Here is a 26,381-nt window from a genome sequence, read left to right on the forward strand (position 1 = left end):
CAGAAAGGCAGGAATTACAATTTATGCAAATTTTCCAGCAAACCCATGAACGTGATTTTCCCCACCAGACCCTACGCACCGATCTGCTGGTCGCCGGCGGCGGCCTGGCCGGGCTATGCGCCGCGCTCGCTGCCGCCCGCGACGGTTTGCAGGTCGTGCTGGTGCAGGACCGACCGGTACTTGGGGGCAACGCCTCCAGCGAAGTGCGCCTGTGGGCCAACGGCGCAACGTCGCACATGGGTAACAATAACCGCTGGTCGCGCGAAGGCGGTATTATGGGCGAGATTCTCGAAGAGAACCTGTGGCGCAATAAAGAAGGCAACCCGATGATGTTCGACCTGCTGCTACTGGATTTAGCGCAGCGCGAAAAGAACCTCACCCTATTGCTGAACACCGCCATTTACGCCGTTGAGCGCGAAGGCCAGCGCATTACCGAAGCCACCGGCTTTAACGCCGTCAATGAAACCTTCTATCACATTCAGGCCGCGCAGTTCTGCGACGCTACTGGCGACGGCGTGCTGGGCCATCTGGCGGGCGCAGAGTACCGCGTCGGCGCGGAAGACGCAGAAGAGCTGGGCGAAAAAATGGCCCCCGGCGATAACTTCGGCCACAAGCTCGGCCACTCTATCTATTTCTACACCCGCAAAAGCAACGGGCCGGTGAAGTTCGTGCCGCCCTCTTTCGCGTTGCAGGACATTGAAGCTATTCCGCGCTACAAGCGTCTGACCTCAACGCTGAACGGCTGCGATTTGTGGTGGCTGGAATGGGGCGGACGCCTTGATACCATCCACGACAGCGAGCAGATCAAATGGGAGCTGTGGAAGATTGTCTGGGGCGTGTGGGACTACATTAAAAACTCCGGCGAATTCCCGGAAGCCGAAAACCTGACCATCGAGTGGGTCGGTTCAATTCCCGGCAAACGCGAGAGCCGCCGCTTTATCGGCGACCATCTGCTGTGCCAGCAGGACATCATCGAGCAGCGTGACCACTACGACGCGGTGGGCTACGGCGGCTGGTCTATCGACCTGCACCCGGCGGACGGCGTCTATAGCAAACATGACGGCTGCCGCCAGTTCCACAGCAAAGGCACCTACACCATTCCGTATCGCAGCCTCTACAGCCGGTCGCTGGATAACCTGTTCCTGACCGGCCGCCTGATTTCCGCCTCTCACGTCGCCTTCGGCAGCGCCCGTGTGATGTGTACCTGCGGTCTGCTGGGTGAAGTGGTGGGCCGCGCGGCCGCGCTCTGTCAACAGCATCAGCTCAGCGCGCCGCAGCTGGCGGAAGCCAAACACATCGACAAACTCCAGCAGCATCTCCAGCAAACCGGTTGTTACATTCCGCGTCAGCATCTGCGCGACCCGGCGCGCGGCGCGCGAGTGAGCGCCAGCAGCGAACTAGCGCTGACCGCCCTCCCCGCCAGCGGCCGCTGGATGGCGCTGGAAGAACGCATGGCGCTGCTACTGCCGGTCAAAGCCGGTGAAGCGCTGCCGGCTCTGCGCTTTACCCTGCGCGCCGCCAGCGCACAGCCGGTAAACATCAGCCTGTTGAGCAGCCAGAAGGCCGCCAACTATTGCGCCGATACGTTGCTCGACGAACGGACGTTAACGGTGCAGGAAGCCGGGGAATATCTCGTTGAGTTTGGCAGGCAGAGCGACGTTGACCGCTATCTGTTTATCGCCTTCGAGCGCAACAGCGAGGTGGAGATAGCGCTAAGCGACGTGGCGCTGCCGGGTATCATGACGGTATTCAACAGCCAGAATGCCCGCGTGGCCAAGCACCCGCGTCAGGTGGTGGACGGGGATTACGGTGTCGAGGCGTTTGATTTCTGGGTGCCGCGCCGTCGCCCGCACCAGATCATGCCCGCGATCCAGTTCGCCGCGCCGCTGCGCTGCTACAACGTGCAAAACCTGCTGAACGGCCGTCTGCGCCCGGAACAACAGATTAATGGCTGGGCACCCGCGCTGGACGACGCCGCGCCGCGCCTGACCTGGCAGTGGGACACGCCGCAGACCGTGCAGTCGCTGACGCTGATGCTGGACAACGACTTTGATAACGCGATGGAAACCGTACAGATGGGCCACGCAGAGGCGGTCACGCCGCATTGCACCACCCACTATCAGCTGTGGGCCGACGATACGCTGATTGCCGAAGTGAGCGACAACCGTCACTCGGTGTGCCAGCACACGCTGGAAGCACCGCGCACAGTGTCAAAAATCACCCTTGAGCTGGTGAAATCGGCGGGGGGCGTGCCCGCGGTTTATTCGCTTAACATCATGTAATACCAGCCCCAATTCCAACCGCATTGCGCGGGCTCTCTCCCCTGCGGGGGAGAGGGAATAAGTTGACTCACTAACGCAATACGCTTCTCAATCTCCTCCGCCGTTTCCGCCAGGTTAAACGAGTTCTGCCTTTTATCATTTAACGCCAGAATTCTTTTTTCACTGTCATAACCTGTCAGAGACCTGCTCTACCTTGTGGTATCGCTCCATAAAAGAACACCCGCTTGATCTTAAGTTTTGGGTATTCCGGCCGTTAATAATGTTTAAAGGGCGAGTAAAAGGGCGCGGGCAGGACCGTCTGCGTAATGATTTTCTGAATCACACTTTTCAGGATCATAATGAAAAAGAGCTCCGGAAAAAAGAACAGGCTACTGATAGAAAGAGTATGCGAAACGTTTAGCGCACTTTATCAGGGTTCTATTATTGATAAAGATTGGCTCTGTTCCCATTTTGATATTGCCGAGCGCACGGCCTATCGGGATTTAGCCAGACTATCCCCGCTGCTGGATGATATGGGTAACGGACGTTTTAAGCTTAGCAGTCATCTTATTCCTTCACTCCACTCCGGTCATCTGGCGGAATTTGCCCACTTCGCGGGCGTATCGCAACTTTTCCCGCAGACTGATGGGAAGTCGCTCCGTAATCGAATGAAAAAATCGGATAACATAGAAATCGTCGGAATAAAAAGCAGAGATAATAAATCACTTAGCAAACTATTCGACCATCTTGATAAAGCTATAACCGCACGATGTATAGTCACCTTCAGCTATCGCGAGAAACCACGCCGCGTACAGCCTTATAAACTCATTAATCACTACGGTTTGTGGTATCTGGCAGGCGTTGACGATGGCCGACTTAAAGCCTTTGAGCTGGCGCGCATTGGCGACTTTTCACTGTCGGAGACGAGTTTCAGTCCAACCGATGACGTGATAGCTGAGCTCAATAACGCAAGCGGGATTCGCTTTGGCCAGGGTATCCAGGCGACACTGTGGGTCTCTGCTCATGCCGCGCAGTTTGTCACGCGCCGGCCACTGTTTCCTGAGCAACGCATTGTCGAAAAACACCCAAATAACAGTCTGAATATCACCTGCGTTGTTAACGACAAGGATACCCTATTTCGCTGGCTACGCTATTGGATGCCGGATATCCACATTACAGCACCCGCAGCGCTTAAAGACGATTTTGTTAAAGACTTTCACTCGCGTATCGCCACGGCCAACGTTGCTAACGTTACCGAGGCATCTTCTTAATCGCCTGTTAACCGAATGAGAAACGAACTTATGGTTGATTTAACACAGTCTCAGCACACACAGCTATTACATAAAGCAGATGCTTTACTCGCCCAGAATAGTACTGCGGGTAAGCCCGTGGTTGTCGCATGGGGATTAATGAACGCGGGCAAAAGTTATCTTTTAAATATGTTAACCGATCATCTCCAGAGCGAGTGTTTTCGGACAAATGACGTCCGCGAAACGGCGGAGCTGAAAGAATTCGAAACCAAAGACTTTATATTCCTCGACACGCCAGGGCTGGATGCAAATAGCAGCGACGACTTGATTGCCGGAGAGGGTGCGGCAAAAGCGGACATCGTCCTGTTTGTTCATCAGCCGCAAGGGGAACTGGAGAAAATGGAAATCGATTTTCTTCGCGAAATGAAAGCGTCGTTTGGCGAGTATGCCGAGCAAAATATCATTCTGGTTCTTAGCAAATCAGATGTTGAATCGCCTGAGAAGATTGAAGAGATCAGGCAACGGATGCTCGAACAATGTCGCGATATCCTGGGATTCAATCCCCGATGCTTCGCCCTCTCCGGCTCGCGTTTTCATGCAGGAATGCTGCAGAAGAAAGAAGGCCTGGTGCGCGCCAGCCATCTCAATGACTTAACAACAACGCTGCATACACTAAATCGGGATGCCCACGCCGTGAAACAAGAACGCCAACGCCTGGCGATAGAGACGCTGCTTGAGGAAATAACCAGGGCCCAGCACACCATTCGTAAGCAACGGCTGCAAACGCAAAAAACCATCCGCATTGCGCTTGAGCCATTCGACCTGGCAATGAATGACTTTCGTGAATTAATGGCGACTCAACTCAGTAAATTCCCGGCTGCGTAAGGAGAAAACACATGGCATTACCCTGGTTAATTGGCGCCGCCGTCCTCGGCATTGGTGCAATCATCGCGTCATCCGGCGACGACAGCAGCTCAAACAACAATGGCGATGATGAAGAACGCCGTCGTAGAGAACGGGCCGAACGTGAACGACGAGAGCGAGAAATCAACGAACAGCGCCAAACCATTAAAGAAACACTGCTGAACGAAGGAGAAAAACGATCGGCTGATTTTCAACAGCTGTTATCCGGCTGTTTTAACGCCGAGTATCAGAGCCAGCCGCCGTTTAAGGCGAAAATCCTCGAAACGGGAACGCAATATAAACGCATTATCGCCGAGTACTACACTGACGCTCAGCAACTGTCCCTATTGTATGAAAAAACGCGTGAAAACCTGAACGAGTTTGAAGCCTGCTATGACGTTAAGCTCAGTATGACGGCAGACCTACGTGAGAAAGTTAACGCATACGCCCAGGGTCAACGTCAATTGGATGAATTGCAGCAGTATCGCAGCAAACTGGAAGCACGCCTCCAGAAACTCAAAAGCTAAGCGAGCAGGGATAAAAACATGCACAACGAGATGCTACGTGAGGAACTCCTCGCCTCTTTTCAACAGCTGCAAAATCAGTTCAATTCTTCCCTGGAAGAGGCGAAAGAATTGGATCGCGAATTTGCGAGTCGCTATCAGCAATTTAAACACAACCTCTCCGGCCAATTGGCTGAAGCACGCGCAAAGCTGCCAAAAACCAGCCCGCTGAGCCAGTCGCTCACGGAGTTTATCAGCGGGCTGGAAAAGCAAGATAGCGCATGGAAAGCAAAACTCGAAAGCCAGGATAAGGGGCTGAGTTTCCGCAAAAACTTCGAAGACTCTTTATTGGTCTACGTGTACGGCAAGGTCAAATCAGGTAAAAGTTCGCTGGGCAATTATATGGCCTGGGGATACACCGATCCCACCGAGCAGCAGCAACAGCAGCATGGTCAGAGCCCTCTGGAGTATAAATCCTACGAAAACTCCGACGCGGAAAATGGCGACGCTCGCCATGAAGCCGAACGTCGGGAGAAGTTTCGCGTAGGCGCTACAGAAGCCACCAGCTCGATCCAGAGCTTCCGTCTACCGGGGCTAACGTGGGTCGATTCGCCGGGCCTGCACTCTGTTCGCATGCAAAACGGCGCTCTCGCCAGAGAACATGCCGATCATGCGGATCTTATCCTCTATACGATGAAATCCGACGCGCCCGGCCGGGCCAGCGATCTGGCAGAGATCCGCACGCTGTGCAGCAAAGAAAAAAATATCATGCTGTTGCTGACCGGTAGCGACAAAAAAGAACACGACTGGGATGAGGAAAATGATGTATTTCTCGACCGTCTGGTAATGAAACCGGCGAGCGATCGCCAACTGCAATGTGAATACGTCAAAAAAGAACTTATTGCCGCCGAACTGGATGCTGACAACATCGAAATTCTCTCTGTGTCTGCACGCTATGCCGAGCATAACGCGAATGATGCTGCCAGCATTCGTGAAAGCGGCATGGGACAATTGTTCTCCACCCTGTACCGTATTTCGCAAGAGAAAGGGGTACGGATGAAGCGGGCTGTTCCAATCCGTAACTTCACCCACTTCCTCAACAGTTGTATCAAAGAGGTTGAACAATACCGTACGCTGACGGGCAAATTCAGCCTGCTTGTTGCGGAGATGAAAACCCGAACCGACCAACAAATGCGACCGGCCATTCTTGAAGCACAGTCCACGATGCGCAGGAATATTGAGGCGCAATTCAATGCGTTGACCGCGCATCGTGACAGCAAGGATCGGATCAACAACGCGCTGACAGCAGCTAAACACACGTGGGATGACGAAGCGGAGACGCTGATTACGCAAGCGCTGGATCGCATTTTAAGCGATGTGATGACCAACTTTAAATCGAAAGTGGTAGCAACCTGGACCGCATCTGAACTCAAGCTACCTGAGTTTTCCGTCCAGACGATCACCGAGAACATTCCGGATGGCTACATCAAAAGTACCCGGGGCCGTCGAAGCGGCATTGGCGCAGCACTCGGCGGTATTGCCGGTAGCTTCCTGGGGCCACTGGGCACCGTTGCCGGAGCAAGCCTTGGAGGGGCGCTCGGCGCCGCGGCGGGAAGCAGCGCCAGAGTCAGCACGCGTTCAATTGAGATTGCTATAGGCGATAACCTGAACGCTCTGCATGTCCAGGTTCAGAGTCTGTATAACGATGTCGTTGGCAAAGAAATTGAACATCGCGTTAATACGCTGCTCAGCACACTACTCATCGATATGAGTGATGCCTGCACAGAAATCAATAATGAAATCAGTAACTTCAAAGCTGCACTGGTGAAGCTCCAGGCAACCGCAAAAGATAAATTAATCAGCGAAGAGGGCTAACGCTATGGAAATCACCGCCTCTGCACTATTCAACGCCTATGACCGCACCGTTGAGCTGGTCAAGCAGCATCCCGCATTGGCCGCCGATTTTGCCAACGTACAGCGTCAGTTTGACGACAAACGCCGCCAGCCGGATGCTAGCATTATGGTGTATGGCGTTTACAACGCGGGTAAAAGCACGCTCATCAATGCGCTTATCGGCGATAACGTGGCGAAAACCGGCGATATTCCACTCACCGACAGCGTCGACGCTTACTCCTGGGGCAATATCCGGATTTTCGATACCCCAGGCGTTGATGCGCCCCTGGCGCATGAACAAGTGACGCGCGAGCAAATGCTCGCTGCCGATGCGATTATTTTTGTCGTTAATCCCTCCGGGGCCGCGGAAGAAGAGAAAACCCTTCAGGTGTTGGTCAATATCTTACAGGCCAAAAAAAAGCTGTTTCTGGTGCTGAACGACAAAGACAATATGGATATTGAGGTCCTGACGCGGCTCAAAAATGATATCCGTATTCGTCTACAAACGTTAGCGGAAGCACGCGGTATGCAGGAAGTCTTGCATGATATTCCGATCCTGCGCGTGAATGCAGAAATGGCGCTTAAGGCAAAGCTCGCCAACAAGTCGGGGTTACTCCAGGTGAGCGAATTTCCTGCCTTTGAAACGGCACTGACGACATTTATCGCAGGGATCGATACGCAGCATATCAATCGCCGCCTGGCCGCCACGCTATACCAGTTTCTGGACGGCGTACTCCAATCTCTTGATAAACAAACCACTAGCGAAACCGTGCGCAGCTTTGATGCCTTAATCAAAAGCATCGTAGAGCAGCAATATACGTGTAGAAAAACCCTGATGGCTGAAATCAAGCGCCAGAGCGAAGAAATGTACTACGGCAGTAAAGCCGCCCTGCGTCAGGGAGCGGGAAATGCGCAGCAGAAGATTGAAGCCATCTTTAATCAGGCCTGCGAGCGCATCGACACGTTACAGCGACAGGAGATCGAGTATCTGGTGACGCGCTTCAAACGCGATCTGGATCATCTCGAAACAGTTATCTGGGAGCAGGCGAAAACGCATCAGGATGTTCCACACATGCCAGAGGAGCAGGTCTATAAGGACACTGAACGTACGGATGAGCCCAACGCCATTAACGCCGATATGGTTAGCAATGCGGTCACAACGCTGGGATCGCTGGCCAAACCGGAGCACATCGTATCAGGCCTGAAGCTGGTAAAAGAGTGGGCCCCCTCGCTGATGAAAGGCATTGGGACCAAAACCATGGAAAAATGGGGCGCTGCTGTCATTGGCAAATGGATTCCTTACGTTGGGCCAGCGGTCACCGTGATCGGCTCACTCTGGGATATTTTCGCTGAGGATAGCGAAACCAAAAGAGCGCGTGAGCAGAGCGAGCAGTATCGACGGGAATGGGAACGCTATCAGCAGGAAGTTGAAGATTTTGCCCGTACCACGGCGGCACAGTTTGAATCTTCGGCCATCAAGCAAATGAACAGCTCGCTCGACCCCTGGTTTAAAACGCTGCTGGAGGAGCTCAACGCATCGCGTGATATCGCCAGCCAGCAAGACCGGGCCATCAGCGACACCGTACTCGCCACCCAACAGCTTGCCTCAGAGCTGAAGGCTTACGCGTGACGCTCTCGCCATTTCCCTGTAACGCCTGCGGAAAATGTTGTCGCAGGGTTCATGCCAGCGAGCAAACCGCATTCCTCGATCGCGGGGATGGGGTTTGCCGCCACTTTGTCGAAGAGACGCACCTGTGCGCTATCTACGACATCCGTCCACTGGTGTGCCGTGTGGAAGATTACTACCGCGCTAATTTACAGGACGTCATCGAGTGGGATGCGTTCGTCAAGCTGAACGTGGCGATTTGCGAGAAGCTCTAAATCGCGACCAGTTGTCTGACGCCCTGCGCCTCCATGTCTTCACCGCGCCCACGTTGAATAATTGTGCCGCGCGACATCACCAGATAATTGTCCGCCAGTTCGGCGGCAAAATCATAAAATTGCTCAACCAGCAGAATCGCCATATCACCGCGATTGGCGAGACTGCGGATCACGGCGCCAATTTCTTTTATCACGGAAGGCTGAATACCTTCCGTCGGCTCATCGAGAATAAGTAATGACGGCTGACAGGCCAACGCACGGCCAATGGCTAACTGCTGCTGCTGGCCGCCGGAGAGATCGCCGCCGCGTCGCTGCTTCATTTCGCGCAGCACCGGAAACAGCGCGTAGATCTCTTCCGGTACGCCTTTCGCCTGGCTTCCAGAGAAGCGTGATAACCCCATCAGCAGGTTCTCTTCGACCGTCAGACGCGGGAAAATCTCGCGCCCCTGCGGCACGTAGGCAATCCCCTGCTGCACCCGCTGATGCGGTTTACTGGCGTTAATCAGCTTACCTTGCCAGTGGATGGTGCCGGACTTTGCCGGAATCAGCCCCATCAGGCATTTCAGCAGCGTGGTTTTCCCCACGCCGTTGCGCCCCAACAGGCAGGTGATTTCACCGGGCGTGGTGTCAAAAGAGAGGCCGCGCAAAATGTGGCTGCCGCCGTAATACTGATTTAAATCATTAACCTGTAACATATCAGCGCCCCAGATAAACGTCGATGACCTGCTCGTTAGCCTGCACTTCACGCAGCGAGCCTTCCGCCAGCACCTGCCCCTGATGCAGAACGGTGACGTGGTCGGCAATGGTTTCCACAAAGCCCATGTCGTGCTCCACCACCATCAGCGAGTGCTTACCGGCCAGCGTGCGGAATAGCTCGGCGATATAGTCGGTTTCCGCATCGGTCAGCCCGGCGGCAGGCTCGTCCAGCAGCAGCAGATGCGGCTCCTGCACCAGCAGCATGCCGATTTCTAAAAACTGTTTTTGCCCATGAGAAAGCAGCCCGGACGGGCGATGACGATGCGCGGTCAGCCGCAGCAGCTCCAGCACTTCGTCAATGCGATCCCGCTGGACGCCGGTGAGTTTGGCCCGCAGGCAGGTCCACACTGACTTATCCATCTTCAGGGCGATTTCGAGGTTTTCCGTCACGCTCAGCGCTTCAAATACCGTCGGCTTCTGGAATTTACGCCCAATCCCGGCGCGGGCAATCTCCACCGATGACATCCCCATCAGGTCGATATTCTGGTCGTAGGTCACCGTGCCGCTGTCGGGCCGCGTTTTACCGGTAATCACGTCCATCAGCGTGGTTTTTCCCGCACCGTTTGGGCCAATCACGCAGCGCAGCTCGCCGACGCCAATCTTCAGCGACAGGTTGGTCAGCGCGCGAAAAGCGTCAAAAGTGACATTGATGTTGTTCAGCTCCAGCACCGGATCGGTGGTATCGCGATAGCGATCCTGAAGATGCGGTTGGGTAAACAGTGAATCAGTCATGCTTCCTCCGTTTAAGCAGGCCAATCACGCCGCGCGGCAGGAACAGCGTGACGAGGATAAACATCAGGCCGAGGAAAAAGAGCCAGAAATCCGGGAAGGCGACGGTGAAATAGCTTTTGGCGCCGTTGACGATCCCCGCGCCGAGAATCGGGCCAATCAGCGTGCCGCGCCCACCGAGCGCCACCCAGATAGCGGCTTCAATCGAGTTGGTCGGCGACATTTCACTGGGGTTGATAATCCCCACCTGCGGCACGTACAGCGCCCCCGCCAGCCCGCACAGCACGGCGGAAAGGGTCCAGATAAACAGCTTGAAGCCTTTCGGGTCGTAACCGCAGAACATCAGGCGGTTTTCCGCATCGCGCACGGCGGTGAGCACGCGGCCAAACTTGCTGCGGGTGAGCAACAGGCCGATGGCCAGCGAAGCGGCCAGCAGCAGAACCGTGGCGACAAACAGCGCGATTCGCGTACCGGTGGCGGAGACCGGGAAGCCCAATAGCGTGGTAAAACCGGTAAAGCCGTTGTTGCCGCCAAACCCGGTTTCGTTGCGGAAAAACAGCAGCATCCCGGCGTAGGTCAGCGCCTGCGTCATGATGGAGAAGTAGACATCTTTAATCCGCGAGCGAAACGCAAAGTAGCCAAATACCAGCGCCAGCAGACCCGGCACGAGAATAATCAGGCACAGCGCCCACGCGAAATGCTGGGTGCCCGCCCAGAACCAGGGTAGCTCGCTCCACGACAGAAAGGACATAAAGGCTGGCAGGCCATCGCCCGCCGCCTGTCGCATCAGGTACATCCCCATTGCATAGCCGCCCAGCGCGAAGAACAGACCATGACCCAGCGACAGCAATCCGGCGTAGCCCCATACCAGGTCGAGCGCCACCGCCACCACCGCGTAGCAAAGGATCTTTCCAATGAGCGTCAGCGTGTAGGTTGAGATAGCCAGCGGATGTGCCGCAGGCAGTAGCGCGAAGAAAGGCAGCACCAGCAGCGCCGCCAGTACCAGCGCCGCCAGCGAGCCGGTAAGACGCGGCGCGCGACGGGCGATCGTTAACGTAATAGGTTGGCTCATCAGTCAATTACCCGCCCTTTGAATGCGAACAATCCTTGCGGCCGTTTCTGAATAAACAGCACGATCAAGACCAGAATGGCTATTTTGCCCAGCACTGCGCCAATCTGCGGCTCCAGCACTTTGTTGAGTACGCCAAGCCCCAGCGCCGCCGCCACGGTGCCCGCCAGTTGCCCCACGCCGCCGGTCACCACCACCAGGAAAGAGTCGATGATGTATCCCTGCCCCAGCTCCGGGCCGACGTTGCCCAGCTGCGACAGCGCCACACCGCCGAGCCCGGCGATGCCGGACCCCAGACCAAAAGCCAGCATATCGACGCGACCGGTCGGCACGCCGCAACAGTCGGCCATGCGACGATTTTGCGTGACCGCGCGTACGTTCATCCCCAGGCGGGTTTTATTGAGCAGCAGCCAGGTCAGCGCCAGCACGCCAGCCACAAACACAATCACCGCAATACGGTTGTACGGCAGCACCAGATTTGGCAACGCGTTCCAGCCGCCCGACAGCCAGGCCGGGTTCGCCACTTCCAGGTTCTGGGTGCCAAACAACACGCGCACCAGTTGGATCAGCATCAGGCTGATGCCCCAGGTGGCCAGCAGCGTCTCCAGAGGACGCCCGTAAAGGTGACGAATAATGGTGCGCTCCAGCGCCATTCCCACCGCCGCGGTGATAAAAAACGCGACCGGCAGCGCCACCAGCGGGTAAAACGCCAGCCACTCCGGGGCCAGGCGCTGGAAGGCGTCTTGCACCAACCACGTGGAATACGCGCCCAGCATCAGCATTTCGCCGTGAGCCATATTGATAACGCCCAGCAGGCCGTAGGTGATCGCCAGCCCCAGCGCGGCGAGCAGCAGAATTGAGCCCAGAGAAATGCCGCTAAACGCCTGTCCCAACCAATCGCCCCACTTCAGGCGCTGCTGCACGTGCTTGAGGCTGTCCGCCGCCGCCGCGCGCACCGCCGCATCCGGTTCGTTTTGCGGCTGCGTCAGGCGACTGAGGCTAGACTGCACCTGTGGATCGCTGGCCTCGCCCAGCAGTTTTACCGCCTGCAGGCGCTGCTCGGCGCGGCTATCAGAGAGCTGGAGGTTGGCGACAGCAATGGCCAGCGCGGTATGAACGCGGCTGTCATGTTCGGCGGCCAGACGCTGTGTCAGCATCGGCAACTGATCCTGCCGGGCGCTGTTTTGCAGCGTCTTCGCTGCGTTCAGACGGACTTTATCGTCCTCGCTCACCAGTTGATGTGAGGCCAGAGCACTGGCTACCAGTCCTCGGATGCGGTTGTTCATAAACACTTTTTTGGTATTGTCCGCCGGTACGGCCTCGCCTTCGAGCGGCATCAGCTTGCCGCCCTGTTCATTGAACAAATGGCCCTGCGCGTCGCTCACCACCGATTCATGGCTAAGGGCTTCCAGCAGCGGCAAACGCGAAGGCTGCGGATCCACAGCCCAATGCTGGAGCAGTAGCGCCTGCTCGCTGCGGCTGGCCTGCCCGTAATCGGCTGCCGCGCCAGCCCGCGCCGGGGAGCTGAGCATGGCGGCGCAGAAAAAGAGAATGGCTAAAGCCGACCATCGCGCCGCCCGCGATGTGCTGATGCGAAATGTCATCGTTGAATTCCTGTTGGTATACAAGATGGAATTCATTTAGCAAGGCATGTGCCAAAAATTTAACAGACTGTTTATAAAAGGCTTAACGGTAAATCCACTTGTAGAGGTCGTCAGCGCGCGCACCGAAACGGCACATTCGCGCACGTTATTAGCGCAATCCGTCACAGGGAAAGAATATCACCGCCTTTTCCTTCCAGATGGCTGGCTTATGGCTACCCATCTCAGCGTCATGGCAGCGGTTCATAACACCCGGTAAAGCATAAAAATATTTTAACAAAACTCGAAACAATTATTGATAATAAGAAACATTCTCCGCACAATTCGCATTCGCGGCTCTGCGCTGCTTTTCACTCACTTAACGCATTTTTGGGCTGGCCTTTGTCAGCCCGTGCACAGGAATGATGATGATGACTAAAAAGCCTACCCTCTGGGCGCTCAACCCTCTGCTTCTCGCCATGATGGCTCCCGCCGTGGCGCAAACCACCGATGACGAAAACATGGTGATCTCCGCCAACCGCAGCAACCGCACCGTGGCGGAGATGGCGCAAACCACCTGGGTTATCGAAAACGCCGAACTGGAACAGCAGATTCAGGGCGGCAAAGAGCTCAAAGATGCGCTGGCGCAGTTAATTCCCGGTCTTGATGTCAGCAGCCAGAGCCGCACCAACTACGGCATGAACGTGCGCGGTCGTCCACTGGTGGTCCTCATTGACGGCGTGCGCCTCAACTCATCGCGTACCGACTCTCGCCAGCTTGATTCTATCGACCCATTTAATATCGAACACATTGAGGTTATCTCCGGCGCGACGTCACTGTACGGCGGCGGCAGTACCGGCGGTCTTATCAATATCGTGACCAAAAAAGGCCAGCCGGAAACCCAGGTGGAATTTGAAGCGGGGACAAAAAGCGGCTTTAACAGCAGCAAAGATCACGATGAGCGCATCGCCAGCGCCGTCTCCGGCGGCAATGATCATATCGCCGGGCGTCTGTCGGTGGCTTATCAGAAATTCGGCGGCTGGTATGACGGTAACGGCGATGCCACGCTGCTCGACAACACCCAGACCGGGTTGCAGTACTCCGACCGCCTCGATGTGATGGGCACTGGCACGCTGAATATCGATGAAACCCAGCAGCTACAGCTGGTGACGCAATACTACAAGAGCCAGGGCGACGATGACTACGGGCTAAACCTGGGCAAAAATTTCTCAGCCATTTCCGGTAGCAGCAAACCGTACGTCAGCAGCGGGCTGAACTCCGACCGTATTCCAGGCACCGAGCGTCATCTGATCAGCCTGCAATATTCCAACAGCGACTTCCTCGGCCAGGAGATGGTTGGCCAGGTTTACTATCGCGATGAGTCTCTGCTGTTTTACCCCTTCCCAAGCGTAAACAAGCAGCAGAAAGTGACCGCCTTATCGTCCTCACAGCAGGACACGAACCAGTATGGCGCCAAATTAACGCTGAACAGTACGCCGCTGGACGGCTGGCAGTTAACCTACGGCCTCGACGCCGATCATGAACGCTTTACCTCCAACCAGATGTTCTTCGACCTGCCTAAAGCCAGCGCGTCAGGCGGGATGAATAACCAGCAAATTTACACCACCGGTCGCTATCCGGATTACGACATCAGCAACCTGGCCGCCTTCCTGCAGTCCAGCTACGACATCAACGACATCTTTACCCTGAGCGGCGGCGTGCGCTATCAGTACACCGAGAACAAAGTCGATGATTTTGTTGGCTATGCTGTGCAGCAGCAGATCGCCGCCGGAACGGTGAAATCCGCGGACGCCATCCCGGGAGGCTCCACTGACTACGACAACTTCCTGTTTAACGCCGGGCTACTTATGCACCTCACCGAGCGTCAGCAGACGTGGTTTAACTTCTCTCAGGGCGTGGAACTGCCCGATCCGGGGAAATACTACGGCCGCGGTGATTATGCGACAGCCGTTAACGGCCATCGCGCGTTGACCAACAGCGTCAGCGTCGACGGCAGCAAACTGGAAGGGATCAAGGTCAACTCGTATGAGCTCGGCTGGCGTTACACCGGCGACAATCTGCGGACGCAGGTTGCTGCCTATTATTCCCTGTCCGATAAGAACGTCGTGGTTAATGACGATCTGACCATCAGCGTGGTGGACGACAAACGCCGCATTTATGGCGTGGAAGGCGCGGTGGATTACTTTATTCCTGATACCGACTGGAGCGCCGGGGGTAACTTCAACGTGCTGAAAACCGAGTCGAAGGTGAACGGTAACTGGGAGAAGTACGACGTGAAGGTCGCCAGCCCGTCCAAAGCCACCGCCTATATTGGCTGGGCACCGGAGCCATGGAGCCTGCGCGTACAGAGCACGACGTCATTTAAACTGCGCGACGAAGCCGGAAATGAGATTGAGGGTTATACCACCGTCGACCTGCTCGGCAGCTACGCGTTACCGGTGGGCAAGCTGAGCTTCAGCATTGAAAACCTCTTCGATCGCGACTACACCACGGTGTGGGGACAGCGCGCGCCAATGTACTACAGCCCAGGCTACGGCCCGGCGTCACTGTATGACTACAAAGGTCGTGGACGGACGTTTGGGTTGAATTATTCGGTGCTGTTCTGATAGTCAAATCCCAGGGGGAAGGCGTTAGCTGGAGAAAGCAGAAATATCTTTAATTACTGTGCGTTAACCCTCACCCCAACCCTCTCCCTTAAAAAGGGAGAGGGAGTAGATTGTGCCAATACGCAAGAACATTCACCGTAAGGAAAAGTGTCGCCGTGCGGTTCCCTCTCCCCCTTGGGGAGAGGGCCAGGGTGAGGGGGCAGGCACTCAGCCCCCTTTACCCGCGAGCGAACCTTACTTCCCACCCGTTTTCACCGGCGTATCCGGCTTCTTATCATTCCCCGGAATGTACGGGCTCCACGGCTGCGCGCGCACCAGCTTATCCGTGTTCCACACCACGTTAAACTGCCCGTTATCTTCAATTTCACCAATCATCACCGGTTTGTGCAGGTGGTGGTTGGTCGCATCCATAGTCAGCGTAAAGCCGTCTGGCGCGTTGAAGGTTTGTCCCGCCATCGCGGCACGCACTTTATCCACGTCGGTGGTCCCCGCTTTCTCGACCGCCTGGGCCCACATATGAATGCCCACGTAAGTGGCTTCCATTGGGTCGTTGGTCACCACGCTATCGGCGTTCGGCAGCTTGTGCGCCTTGGCGTAAGCGCGATAGTCAGCGACAAACTTCTCGTTCACCGGGTTGCTGACGGACTCAAAGTAGTTCCACGCCGCCAGATGACCCACCAGCGGTTTAGTATCAATACCGCGCAGCTCCTCTTCACCTACGGAGAACGCCACCACCGGCACGTCGGTTGCCTTAATGCCCTGATTCGCCAGCTCTTTGTAGAACGGCACGTTGGAGTCGCCGTTGATGGTGGAGATCACCGCCGTTTTGCCGCCTGCGGAGAATTTCTTGATGTTGGCGACGATGGTCTGATAGTCGCTGTAGCCAAACGGGGTGTAAACCTCTTCGATGTCTTTATCCTGAACGCCTTTGGAATGCAGGAAGGCACGCAGAATTTTGTTGGTGGTGCGCGGATAAACGTAGTCGGTGCCGAGCAGGAAAAAGCGCTTCGCGCTGCCGCCGTCTTCACTCATCATATATTCCACCGCCGGGATCGCCTGCTGGTTTGGCGCCGCGCCGGTATAGAAGACGTTCGGCGACATCTCTTCACCTTCATACTGTACCGGGTAGAACAGCAGACCGTTCAGCTCTTCAAACACCGGCAGCACCGATTTACGCGACACCGATGTCCAGCAGCCAAACACCACTGCGGCCTTGTCCTGGCTTAACAGTTGTCGCGCCTTTTCGGCAAACAGCGGCCAGTTGGAGGCCGGATCCACCACCACCGGTTCCAGCTTTTTGCCCAGCACGCCGCCTTTGGCGTTAATTTCATCAATGGTCATCAACGCCACGTCTTTCAGCGGCGTTTCCGAAATCGCCATGGTCCCCGACAGGGAGTGCATGATCCCCACTTTAATGGTGTCTGCTGCGTATGCCTGCAAAGAGAAGCCCATGCTCAAAAAGGTGGCTGACAGGGCAAATGCTTTCAGTAAAGAACGTCTTTTCATGACCAAAACCCCTAAATGATATTGAGTGATAAATGTTGCCCGCCACTACGGTGAAACGGGTTGTAAACGTGCCTGCTGCAGCCGGTGTAAGGTTATTTTTCGGACCTCGGCTTTACTCTGGGAAATATGCGCAGTGAGGATCCGCTGCGCCTCTTCCGTCTGTTGTTGCGAAATTGCCTGGAGCACCAGCGCGTGCTCGCTGTAGGTCGCCTCCACCCGATCCTCGCGGGTAAAATCGAGGTGGCGGATGATGCGCATTTTCTCGCTCAGCTCGACATGGACGCGAGCCATCTCGCTGTTGCCGGTGGCGCGTACCAGCGCGGTGTGGAAGGCTTCATCCTGCAGCGACAGCGCCTTACCCGGCGCCATACGCGGCGCTTCGCACCAGAAAGCCAGCAGCGGCGCCAGATGCTCGCGGCGGGCCTCGGCAGGCAGAGCGCACAGGCGTTTCACCGCCTCCATTTCCAGCACGATGCGAAAGTCGTACAGCGCCTCGAAGTAGGTGAAATCGAACGGTTTCACCTGCCAGCCGCTGCGCGAGTACACCTGCACATAGCCTTCATGCTCCAGCCAGAACAGCGCCTGACGTACCGGCGTACGGCTGGCCGCCATCCGCTCGGAAATTTCGTTTTCGCTGAAGTGCTCGCCGGGCATAAGCCGGAAATCAAAAATATCGTTTTTCAGCGCCTGGTAGATGCGCTCCGCCAGCCCGGCCTGGCGCTTTTTGCCGTTGCTTTCCGTCATGCGGCGCTCCTCTCTTCCAGCCACAGCAGCACATCGCCGGGGCTAACCGGGCGGCCCGGCTGGCAGCCGATGTGTTTCACCCTCCCCGCCTGCGGCGCGTGAATCGCCAGCTCCATCTTCATGGCCTCGACGATGATTAAGGTCTGCCCCGCTTCCACCGTATCGCCCGGGTTAACCAGCACTTTCCAGATATTGCCGTTCATATCGGCGGTGACAGGTAGCGCTTCCTCGTCAACAACCACCTCGTCGGTCGGCATCAGGCTTTCACTGACGGGCTGTTGCTCATCGCGCTGCCAGCGCTCAACCTCGGCGTCAAACGCCGTCGACTGGTGCTGACGGAAGCGGGCGATATCATCGGCATGTTCTTCGAGGAAACGCAGGTGCGCCGGGAAGTCGAAGACCGTCTCTTCAATGCGAATCGCGGCGCGGCCTTCGCGGAAATCTTCGCGCAGGCTGTCCAGTTCACTCTCGCTGACTGGATAGAAGCGCACCTGATCGAAGAAACGCAGCAGCCAGGGTTCGCCCGCGCTGAACTGGTCGTTTTTGAGAAACTTGTTCCAAATAGGCAGCGTTCGCCCCACCAGTTGGTAGCCGCCGGGAGAGTCCATGCCGTAGATGCACATGTACATACCGCCGATGCCGACGGTGCCTTCGGCGGTGAAGGTGCGCGCCGGGTTGTATTTGGAACTGAGCAAACGGTGGCGTGGATCCACCGGCACCGCACAGGGCGCGCCAAGATAAACATCTCCCAGCCCCAGGATCAGGTAACTGGCGTCGAATATCGTCTCTTTTACCGCTTCGCGGTTCGGCAACCCGTTGATGCGCTGAATAAAATCAACATTGTTCGGCAGCCAGGGGGCGCTAGCACGAACGGTATCGGCGTAGCGGCTGACGGCATCGAGCGTGGCGCTGTCTTCAAAGGCCATCGGCAAGTGCACGATGCGTGACGGCACCGTCATCTGACTGACGTCGCCAATACGCGTTTCCAGCTCCAGCAGCAGCGTCACCAGCGCCTGCTGACTGATGTCGCGGCTGTCGTAACGCACCTGTAGCGAACGTACGCCGGGTGATAGCTCTTTAATACCGGGGTGAGCCCGTTCGCGCAGATGGGCCATCAGCACGTGAACGCGCAGGCGTAGCGCCAGATCCAGCACATTTTCGCCATACTCAATCAGGATGTAATTGTCCCCCGCCTGGCGGTAAACGATAGCGGGGGTATTGCAGGTGGCCGGCAGTGACACCAGACTTGCGGCGGACACACCGTCGCGGTCGGCCAGCGACGGCATAGCAAAGGTCGGCAGCGCGCTGGTTTGCAGCGTCTCAATGCTGCGATCCATTGCCTTCTCACGCGCCACCGCGTCTTCCACGCTCATCGGGTAGAAGCGAATGCGGTCGCCCGGCTTCACCTGCCCCACTTTCCATAATTCGGCTTTGGCGATCGTCACCGGGCAGACAAACCCGCCGAGGCTGGGGCCGTCGCGGGTGAGGATGACCGGGAAGTCGCCGGTAAAGTTAATCGCGCCAATGGCATATTCACAGTCATGAACGTTGGACGGATGCAGCCCCGCCTCACCGCCGTTTGGCCGCGTCCAGCTTGGTTTTGGACCTACCAGCCGCACGCCGAGGCGGTTAGAGTTATAGTGCACCTGCCAATCGCTGGCGAAGAATTCGTCGATGGATTCCGGGGTGAAGAAATCCGGCGCGCCATGCGGCCCGTAAAGCACGCCGATGCGCCAGACTTCACCGTAGGCAGGAATCAGCGCAGGCGACAGCGCTTTAGCCTCGCTAATGGGCGCAGGCGTGGTGCAGGCCGCCAGTTCCGGGCGCGAGATCGGCAGCTGATCGGCTACCCTGAGCGTCCGCCCGGCGTGACCACCGAACTGCCCCAGGGCGAAGGTGGAACGGCTACCAAGGTACTCCGGCACGTCAAAGCCGTTACGTACCGCCAGATAGGCGCGGCATCCGGTCTGCGCGCGACCCAGCGCCAGCGTTTGCCCGGCCTTGACCGACACCGGTTGCCACATCGCGACCGCGTCGCCATCGAGCAGCGCCTGGCAATCAGCTCCGGTAAGTGCAATCAGCGCATCGCTGTGAAATTGCAGCACCGGCCCTTGCAAGGTGAATTCCAGCCCCGCCGCCGATTCGTGGTTGCCGACAATACGGTTCGCCAGGCGGAAAGCAAAATCGTCCATCGGCCCGGACGGCGGTACGCCGATATCCCAGTAGCCCTGGCGGCCAGGATAATCCTGCACGCTGCTCCAGGTGCCGGGCTGAAGCACCTCAATCACCGATGAGCGCGCGACCACGCTATCGAGCATTCGCGTCCACGCGGTGCCGCTGATAAAGGCTTCGCTGGCGGTTATCTGGCGCAGGTAGTCAAGGTTGGTGGCGATGCCGTGCAGACGCGTGGCGTTCAGCGCGGCATGCAGTTTGCTCAGCGCGGCTTCGCGGGTGTCGGCGTGGACGATCAGTTTGGCGATCATCGGGTCATAAAATGCCGACACTTCACTGCCGGTGGCCACGCCGGTATCAATGCGTACGTTGTCCGGGAAGACCACTTCCGTCAGCACGCCGGGGCTTGGCTGGAAGTTTTTCAGCGGGTTTTCGGCATAGATACGCACCTCGATGGCAGCCCCCTGTGGCGCTTTCGCCAGGCGCGCCCAGTCGATCGTTTCCCCCGCCGCCACGCGCAGCATGCACTCCACCAGATCCAGCCCGGTCACACATTCGGTCACCGGATGTTCAACCTGCAAACGGGTATTCACTTCGAGGAAGTAGAAAGCGTCTTGCCCGGCATCGTAGATAAACTCCACCGTCCCGGCGCTGCGGTAGTTAACCAGCTTGCCGAGCTGCACGGCGGCATCAAGCAGCGCCGCACGGGTGGCGGCAGGCAGATTCGGCGCGGGCGTCTCTTCAACAACCTTCTGGTTGCGCCGCTGCAGCGAACAGTCGCGCTCGCCAAGCGCTACCACGTTGCCGTTGCCGTCACCAAAAATCTGCACCTCGATATGGCGCGCACGGTCAATGCAGCGTTCAACAAACACGCCCGCGTCGCTGAAGAACTGCTCGCCCAGACGGCGCACGCTCTCCCAGCCCTGCGCCAGCGCTTCGGCATCGGCGCAGCGCGTCAGGCCAATCCCCCCGCCGCCTGCCGTGCTTTTTAACATTACCGGGTAGCCTATCCGCTGTGCCGCCTCCAGCGCGTCATCGAGCGAATTCAGCAGCCCGGTGCCCGGCGTCATCGGCACGCCGGCTTGCGCCGCCAGCTCACGGGCGCGGTGTTTTAGGCCAAACTCGCCAATCTGCTGCGCGGTGGGGCCAATAAAGACAATGCCGGCTTGTTCGCAGGCGTCGGCGAACGGCAGGCTTTCAGAGAGAAAGCCATAGCCTGGCCAGATAGCCTGCGCGCCGCTTTCGCGCGCCGCCTGGATAATGCTGTCGATTTTCAGGTAGCTGTCGCTCGCTTTCTCGCCGCCCAGCGCCAGCGCGATATCGGCCTGCCTGACGTGCTCGGCGTTTTTATCAGCGTCGGAGTAAACCGCTACGCTGGTGATCCCCAGGCGTTTCAAAGTGCGGATAGCGCGGCAGGCGATTTCGCCACGGTTAGCAATCAGGACGGTGTTAAACATGGGGGGTCTCCTTGCGGGCAATCCAGTGGCGCCAGCCCTTAAATTCGGTAATGTCCGTGGCATCGTTAAGCGCCGCCGGTTCACAGATAAAGCCTTTCACCCAACGACCATCGCTTAGCTCCAGCGAGCCGATGCCCAGCGGGGCCGGAATTTCAGCGACAAACTCCCCGAATCGCGCCAGTGGGATATCCCACAGTTCCACCTCGATCGCCGCGCCGCTGGTCGCGCGGGCAATGCCCGGTTTTTGCGGCTGGGTATTGGCCAGCGCATACAGGCGGTAGCGCGGTGCGGTATGGGTTGCTTCGACAAATACCGCCCGGCGAGTGGTGAGCTGGAAGTTGAGCGGCATGCCGCGCAGATGCGCGCCGACCACGGCCACGCGCACGTGCCGGGAAGAGACCGGCAGCGTGCCAGCCTCCGCAGCCAGCGGCTGTCCGGTGGCACCCAGCGGCAGCGCCAGCTGTTGCTGCCAGCGCAGGCCAAAATCCGCCAGCGCGCGGTCGTGCCACGCGGGGGCAATCAGCGTGATGCCCGCAGGCAGGCCGTCGGCGCGGAAAGGCGCGGGTAGCGCCAGCGCGCTGAGATCCGCCAGATTGGTGAAATTGGTGTAGGTGCCAAACTGCGAGTTGAAACGCACGGGCTCCTGCTTCATCTCTTCGAGGGTATGGATCGTCGGCGACGTGGGGACCACCAGCGCATCCACCTCGCCTAACGCGCGTTGAATTTTTTGCGCCAGTTCGGCACGCAGGTATTCCGCTCTGAAGGCATCCACCGCGCTGTAGTTCAGCCCGGCGGCGATAATCGCGTGGACGGTCGGATCCATCTGTTCGGGGTGTTGTAGCATCTCGCCGACGGCCGCCGTGCGTTCGGCCACCCACGGCCCCTGATACAACTGTTCCGCCAGTTGAGAAAAGGCGCTGAAGTCGATCGGTTTAAGGGTGGCGCCGCTGTCATGCAGGGCATCCAGCGCCAGCTCCCAGGCCGTTTGCGCGTCGATATCGCCAAAGAAATTCAGCACTTCCGGGATAGCGAACACCGGACTGGACGGCATGGCGGCGGGCGTGGTCGCCGGATGTGTACGGGAATAGGCATCCTGAGCATCGTCACCGCCCGCCAGCGTGGCGATGGCGAATGCATCCTCCACCGTCAAGGCAAACACCGACAGCGTATCGTTCAGGCGGCAGGCAGGTACCACGCCCTTCGCCGATAGCCAGCCTTTGGTCGGCTTTAGTCCAACGATGTTGTTGAAGCCGGCCGGTACGCGCCCGGAACCCGCGGTATCGGTACCGAAGGCAAACGGCACCAGACCGCGCGCCACCACGGAAGCGGAGCCGGAACTGGACCCACCGCTGACGTAGTCGGCGTTAAAACTGTTCACCACCGCGCCGTATGGTGAACGCGTGCCCACCAGCCCGGTAGCAAACTGGTCAAGATTGGTTTTGCCAATCACGATGGCCCCGGCGGCTTTCAGGCGAGCCACCGCGGTGGCATCCTCCTCTGCCACATAGGCAAACGCCGGGCAAGCGGCGGTGGTGGGCCAGCCTGCGACATCGACGTTATCTTTAACCGCAAAAGGAATGCCGAATAACGGTAACGCTTCAGGATTGTTGCGGTAAACAGGCGTTAATGCGTCTAACTGCGCACGTAGCTGGGCGTCGTTGGCAATCATTAACCATGCGTTATCGTCGGTCGCCAGCGACTGAATATGCGCCTGTAATAATGCGAACACCGCATCGCTATTTTGCCTGATATGCTGACGCCAGCCGGCCAGCGTTTTTCCGGTCATAAAAGCCATCGTTGAATCCCTGTTGGTATACAAGATGGAATTCAATTAGCAAGGCCTATGCCAGAAATTTAATGCATTGTTTTATATTGAATTAAAATAAAACCCGGAAATTCACCTGATATTTCAACGCACCGTAAAGGCGCATTTTTGTACATTATCGGTGCAATGGTCATAGCAAAAACAAATAGTAAAATAAACAGCTAAAATAATTAGTTATGAAATAACTGACCCGGGATTAACAGCAGGTTCTGGCGTCTGCTTGCAATATAAAAAATCATCGCCTAACCGAAAATGCCTGTTTCAGAGTAAACTGTCGGCCAATAACAACGGGAGTGGAGAATGATAATGAAGCGTTTTTTTCCTTGTGCAGTGCTGTTTTTCACCTGTGCCAGCGCCAGTGCGGAATGCTGGGTTGTCACTAACGTGCAGGGAACAGGTGCTTATCAGTATAACCAGTACACTATCGAGAACGATGGTTTTACCGGAAAAGTGTTTGCGATCAATATCGATAAAAAATCGCCATCCGTGACCGACAGCCTGATGACCTATACGGTAATAAGCCCCACCGCTATGGTTGGAGAATATGCCACCGAGTTGGGCCTGACTCTCCAGACATGGCAAATTTCAACGGATCGGACCAAAGCGTTTATGACCATCAATCGGACCAACACCAACAACATCATGCAGGATGCTGTGGCTGCATTTGTCGGAGATGTGAAGGGAAAGTGTGCCGCCGTACAATAATTAAGATTAAGAAAATCTATTAAAATAATGTCTTCTGGGGGATATTTATTTTTTGTGTTTAACACATTTAGCTAAATATTATTAGAACAAGAAGTTAAAAATCTGCCATAACATGACAGATTTTTAATTTAAAATTAGAGATTTGCAACGTTATGATATACTTTCTGAACATCATCGTCATCTTCAAGGGCATCAACCAGTCCTTCAAAGATTTCTAAATCTTCCGGCGAGAGCTCAATTTCTGATTGGGCAATCATTTCTAATTCTGTCGTTGAGAATTCAGTAATCCCAGCGGCTTTTAACGCTGCAATACCTTTATGAAGGTCTGTAGACTCAGTATAAATAACGATGTTACCTTCTTCTTCGGTTACATCGCGAACATCAACTTCCGCCTCAAGCAGAATTTCAAAAATACGGTCAGGGTCTGTTCCTTTAAATACAATCACGCCGGTATTGTCAAACATATAGCTGACAGCACCTGCCGCTCCGATATTCCCGCCTTTTTTATTGAAAATTGTGCGGACGTTGGCAATCGTGCGGTTAACATTGGACGTCAGCGTCTCAGCGATGATCATCGAACCACTTGGACCAAAGCCTTCATAACGCCCTTGTACGAAGGTTTCATCACCGCCGCCCTTGGCTTTATCAATTGCTTTATCAATAACGTGTTTCGGAACTTGAGCTTGTTTCGCACGTTCAATAACGAACTTTAAAGATGAGTTTGATTCTGGATCAGGTTCACCTTGTTTAGCAGCGGCATAGATTTCCACACCGAATTTTGCATATACTTTAGACGTTGCACCGTCTTTAGCCGTTTTTTTAGCAACAATATTTGCCCACTTACGTCCCACTGGAATGGTCTCCTGGAAGATTTATTTACATTGCTGCCAGAATAATAACCTGACAACTTTATCCAGCATATTATATCATGAGATATAAATTCTCGTCCATGAGAATTAAAAACACCCTGACTTACGCAATGTTACTTTAAATTTATCAATAGTTAACAAAGTGGAAAACTATTGATGAATACATCTGCGGCTCTTTTATTTTTATTATTAATAATCAAACCACAGCAATAATACATAAGAAGAAGAGACAAATTTGATAATCCTGATGAGGAAGGGCTGATGGGAACGAGCACCGCGCTTCTCAGAGTGGAAGCTCACCTCTTCCATGGTAAATCCGTCATTGTGTTTACGGTTGCCCTACTGGCGTTTATAAACCTGGGGTGAGCTTCTTATTTTTTAACGACGTGTCAGAACGATCCTACGATGGGCATATAACGTTTCTACTGATAGCTGAAACTGATATTCCCCGGCGATGAGTTTGCGTGATTTTAGCATCTTCATCGTCACGCCACTTATCTGCCCCGCATCAACCCTTCGCTGAATTTCAGCCGCGCTCAGCATGAGCTGCTGTCGTAAAATAGACAGCAGGCTAACCTGAAAAGAACGGGTAATTCTGACGCTGACCCGAACCCAACGGCGAGGGAAGATGCTGACAGACCATCGTTCCTGCACACAAAAATCAGGCCGCCCCGATAGCTCAGCGTTGTTTCGCTTCAGCGTCGCGATGTCATAGGCAAAGTGCTGTACCGTGGTGGCATCGTTGGTCATCAGCCGGTGATGAAGCTGACGATCAATTTTGCTGACGTGCAGACGAGAAAACAGGGAGATATTCCAGGTGTAATCGCAGTGAGTACATTTATAAATACTCCAGATATCCAGCAACTTCTTTTGCGAATTTACCCGAATCGTCCCCGAAGGTATAAATTCACGTTTTACACAGCATGAAGGGCAGCGTTTCGCAATGCGCTGGTACCCCACGGGGGCGACGCTCCATGTAACTTTCATAACGTACCTTTTTTAACCCATACAAAACCGGGCCCGTATTGAACGGACCATAAATGTTTATGTATGAAAAATATTTATGAGATATTTTTCAGTGGGTTAGAAAAAGATTTCCAACGTTACAATCCTGTTGTATCGCCCAAAATATGGGCAGAGACTAGCAAAATGACATTCACCAGGTAAATGAGTTGAGTCAACATTTATAATGCTACCGACAGGATCTCTTGATCTGAGCCGCTAAATACCGCGCACCAAGTCTGTATATTTAATAAACAATCACACGACAGAAGGAGCGCTTTATGACACAGCACGAACAGTTTTGTCAGGCCTGCGGAATGCCGATGTCCGCCCCTGATGCACAAGGGAGCAGCGATAAATATTGTGTTTACTGCAGCGACGACGACGGTAACCTCAAACCGTGGGAAGAGGCCGTTTCCGGTCTGGCGAGCTTTCTTGATTCCTGGCAAAAGGTCGGCGAAGAGGAGGCACGCAAGCGGGCAAAACGCTACCTGACGGCAATGCCCGCCTGGGCGCACAAAGCGGACGAGTGAATCTCAATTCAGTGGTTCACCCCAGATTAAAGTGGATTCCGTGAGCTCGTATCGGGCACAACACTCAACCAGCCAGGTCACTGGCTGGTCATAAACCGACGGTCACGCAATCAAAA

General features: G+C 55.7%; 20 protein-coding genes. 10 read left to right on the plus strand and 10 right to left on the minus strand.

Annotation, left to right across the window (positions count from 1 at the left end; genetic code table 11):
- The first annotated feature begins 23 nt into the window (after positions 1–23).
- The 7 genes from GY169_RS18600 (at position 24) to GY169_RS18630 (ending at position 8,691) form a co-directional block, all read left to right on the plus strand.
- Positions 24–2,282: an FAD-dependent oxidoreductase gene (locus tag GY169_RS18600; RefSeq protein WP_167576617.1), complete on the plus strand. Its 2,259-nt coding sequence runs from the start codon at positions 24–26 to the stop codon at positions 2,280–2,282.
- 338 nt (positions 2,283–2,620) lie between these two features.
- Positions 2,621–3,532: a WYL domain-containing protein gene (locus GY169_RS18605; protein WP_163447175.1), complete on the plus strand. Its 912-nt coding sequence runs from the start codon at positions 2,621–2,623 to the stop codon at positions 3,530–3,532.
- A gap of 30 nt (positions 3,533–3,562) precedes the next feature.
- A complete protein-coding gene (locus tag GY169_RS18610; protein WP_163447173.1) occupies positions 3,563–4,396 on the plus strand; it encodes a GTPase in 834 nt (277 codons plus the stop codon).
- Between the two features lie 11 nt (positions 4,397–4,407).
- The gene (locus GY169_RS18615; protein WP_163447171.1) at positions 4,408–4,941 is read left to right on the plus strand and encodes a hypothetical protein; all 534 of its coding nucleotides are present in this window, start codon (positions 4,408–4,410) and stop codon (positions 4,939–4,941) included.
- An 18-nt stretch (positions 4,942–4,959) separates the two neighbouring features.
- On the plus strand, positions 4,960–6,792 hold the full coding sequence (locus tag GY169_RS18620) for a dynamin family protein (RefSeq protein ID WP_167576619.1): 1,833 nt from the start codon (positions 4,960–4,962) through the stop codon (positions 6,790–6,792).
- A 4-nt stretch (positions 6,793–6,796) separates the two neighbouring features.
- Positions 6,797–8,440, plus strand: coding sequence for a GTPase (locus GY169_RS18625; RefSeq protein ID WP_163447167.1), 1,644 nt, complete (start codon positions 6,797–6,799; stop codon positions 8,438–8,440).
- Positions 8,437–8,691 carry a YkgJ family cysteine cluster protein gene (locus GY169_RS18630; RefSeq protein WP_163447165.1) on the plus strand — a complete coding sequence of 85 codons (255 nt, stop codon included), beginning with the start codon at positions 8,437–8,439 and terminating at the stop codon, positions 8,689–8,691. The genes GY169_RS18625 and GY169_RS18630 overlap by 4 nt, the downstream gene beginning before the upstream one ends.
- Here GY169_RS18630 and urtE read toward each other — a convergent pair.
- Genes urtE through urtB form a run of 4 tightly spaced genes read right to left on the minus strand, consistent with a single transcriptional unit; the run spans position 8,688 to position 12,777 of the window.
- Entirely contained in the window at positions 8,688–9,386 is a 699-nt protein-coding gene (gene urtE, locus GY169_RS18635) for an urea ABC transporter ATP-binding subunit UrtE (RefSeq protein ID WP_167576621.1), read from the minus strand. The two genes, GY169_RS18630 and urtE, sit on opposite strands and share 4 nt — an antisense overlap.
- Position 9,387: 1 nt before the next feature.
- Positions 9,388–10,179 carry an urea ABC transporter ATP-binding protein UrtD gene (gene urtD, locus GY169_RS18640; RefSeq protein WP_163447161.1) on the minus strand — a complete coding sequence of 264 codons (792 nt, stop codon included), beginning with the start codon at positions 10,177–10,179 and terminating at the stop codon, positions 9,388–9,390.
- Positions 10,172–11,248 (minus strand): urea ABC transporter permease subunit UrtC, encoded by a 1,077-nt coding sequence (gene urtC / locus GY169_RS18645; protein WP_167576623.1) that lies wholly within the window; start codon positions 11,246–11,248, stop codon positions 10,172–10,174. The genes urtD and urtC overlap by 8 nt, the downstream gene beginning before the upstream one ends.
- Complete coding sequence (urtB, locus tag GY169_RS18650) at positions 11,248–12,777, minus strand: urea ABC transporter permease subunit UrtB (protein ID WP_167577340.1); 1,530 nt, start codon at positions 12,775–12,777, stop codon at positions 11,248–11,250. The genes urtC and urtB overlap by 1 nt, the downstream gene beginning before the upstream one ends.
- A gap of 473 nt (positions 12,778–13,250) precedes the next feature.
- On the opposite strand from urtB, the gene iutA reads away from it, so the two are divergent.
- Positions 13,251–15,452 carry a ferric aerobactin receptor IutA gene (gene iutA / locus GY169_RS18655; protein WP_167577341.1) on the plus strand — a complete coding sequence of 734 codons (2,202 nt, stop codon included), beginning with the start codon at positions 13,251–13,253 and terminating at the stop codon, positions 15,450–15,452.
- Positions 15,453–15,686: 234 nt separating this feature from the next.
- On the opposite strand, the gene urtA is transcribed toward iutA, so the two are convergent.
- The 4 genes from urtA to atzF are packed head-to-tail and all read right to left on the minus strand — an operon-like array spanning position 15,687 to position 23,126.
- Positions 15,687–16,958, minus strand: a complete 1,272-nt coding sequence (gene urtA, locus GY169_RS18660; RefSeq protein ID WP_167576625.1) for an urea ABC transporter substrate-binding protein — start codon at positions 16,956–16,958, stop codon at positions 15,687–15,689.
- A 45-nt stretch (positions 16,959–17,003) separates the two neighbouring features.
- Positions 17,004–17,702, minus strand: a complete 699-nt coding sequence (locus tag GY169_RS18665) for a GntR family transcriptional regulator (RefSeq protein WP_167576627.1) — start codon at positions 17,700–17,702, stop codon at positions 17,004–17,006.
- A complete protein-coding gene (uca, locus tag GY169_RS18670; protein WP_167576629.1) occupies positions 17,699–21,331 on the minus strand; it encodes an urea carboxylase in 3,633 nt (1,210 codons plus the stop codon). The genes GY169_RS18665 and uca overlap by 4 nt, the downstream gene beginning before the upstream one ends.
- The gene (atzF, locus tag GY169_RS18675) at positions 21,324–23,126 is read right to left on the minus strand and encodes an allophanate hydrolase (protein WP_163447149.1); all 1,803 of its coding nucleotides are present in this window, start codon (positions 23,124–23,126) and stop codon (positions 21,324–21,326) included. The genes uca and atzF overlap by 8 nt, the downstream gene beginning before the upstream one ends.
- Positions 23,127–23,462: 336 nt before the next feature.
- Between atzF and GY169_RS18680 the strand changes: the two genes are divergently transcribed.
- The gene (locus GY169_RS18680; RefSeq protein ID WP_167576630.1) at positions 23,463–23,861 is read left to right on the plus strand and encodes a hypothetical protein; all 399 of its coding nucleotides are present in this window, start codon (positions 23,463–23,465) and stop codon (positions 23,859–23,861) included.
- A 134-nt stretch (positions 23,862–23,995) separates the two neighbouring features.
- Here the strand turns inward: GY169_RS18680 and GY169_RS18685 are convergent, their stop codons facing one another.
- Positions 23,996–24,712: a YebC/PmpR family DNA-binding transcriptional regulator gene (locus tag GY169_RS18685; protein ID WP_163447145.1), complete on the minus strand. Its 717-nt coding sequence runs from the start codon at positions 24,710–24,712 to the stop codon at positions 23,996–23,998.
- 396 nt (positions 24,713–25,108) lie between these two features.
- Positions 25,109–25,717 (minus strand): DUF1062 domain-containing protein, encoded by a 609-nt coding sequence (locus GY169_RS18690; protein ID WP_167576632.1) that lies wholly within the window; start codon positions 25,715–25,717, stop codon positions 25,109–25,111.
- A 296-nt stretch (positions 25,718–26,013) separates the two neighbouring features.
- Between GY169_RS18690 and GY169_RS18695 the strand changes: the two genes are divergently transcribed.
- On the plus strand, positions 26,014–26,265 hold the full coding sequence (locus tag GY169_RS18695) for a zinc ribbon domain-containing protein (RefSeq protein WP_163447141.1): 252 nt from the start codon (positions 26,014–26,016) through the stop codon (positions 26,263–26,265).
- Positions 26,266–26,381: the final 116 nt, after the last annotated feature.

This window comes from Kluyvera genomosp. 3 (genome assembly GCF_011765685.1).
GTDB lineage: Bacteria > Pseudomonadota > Gammaproteobacteria > Enterobacterales > Enterobacteriaceae > Kluyvera > Kluyvera georgiana_A.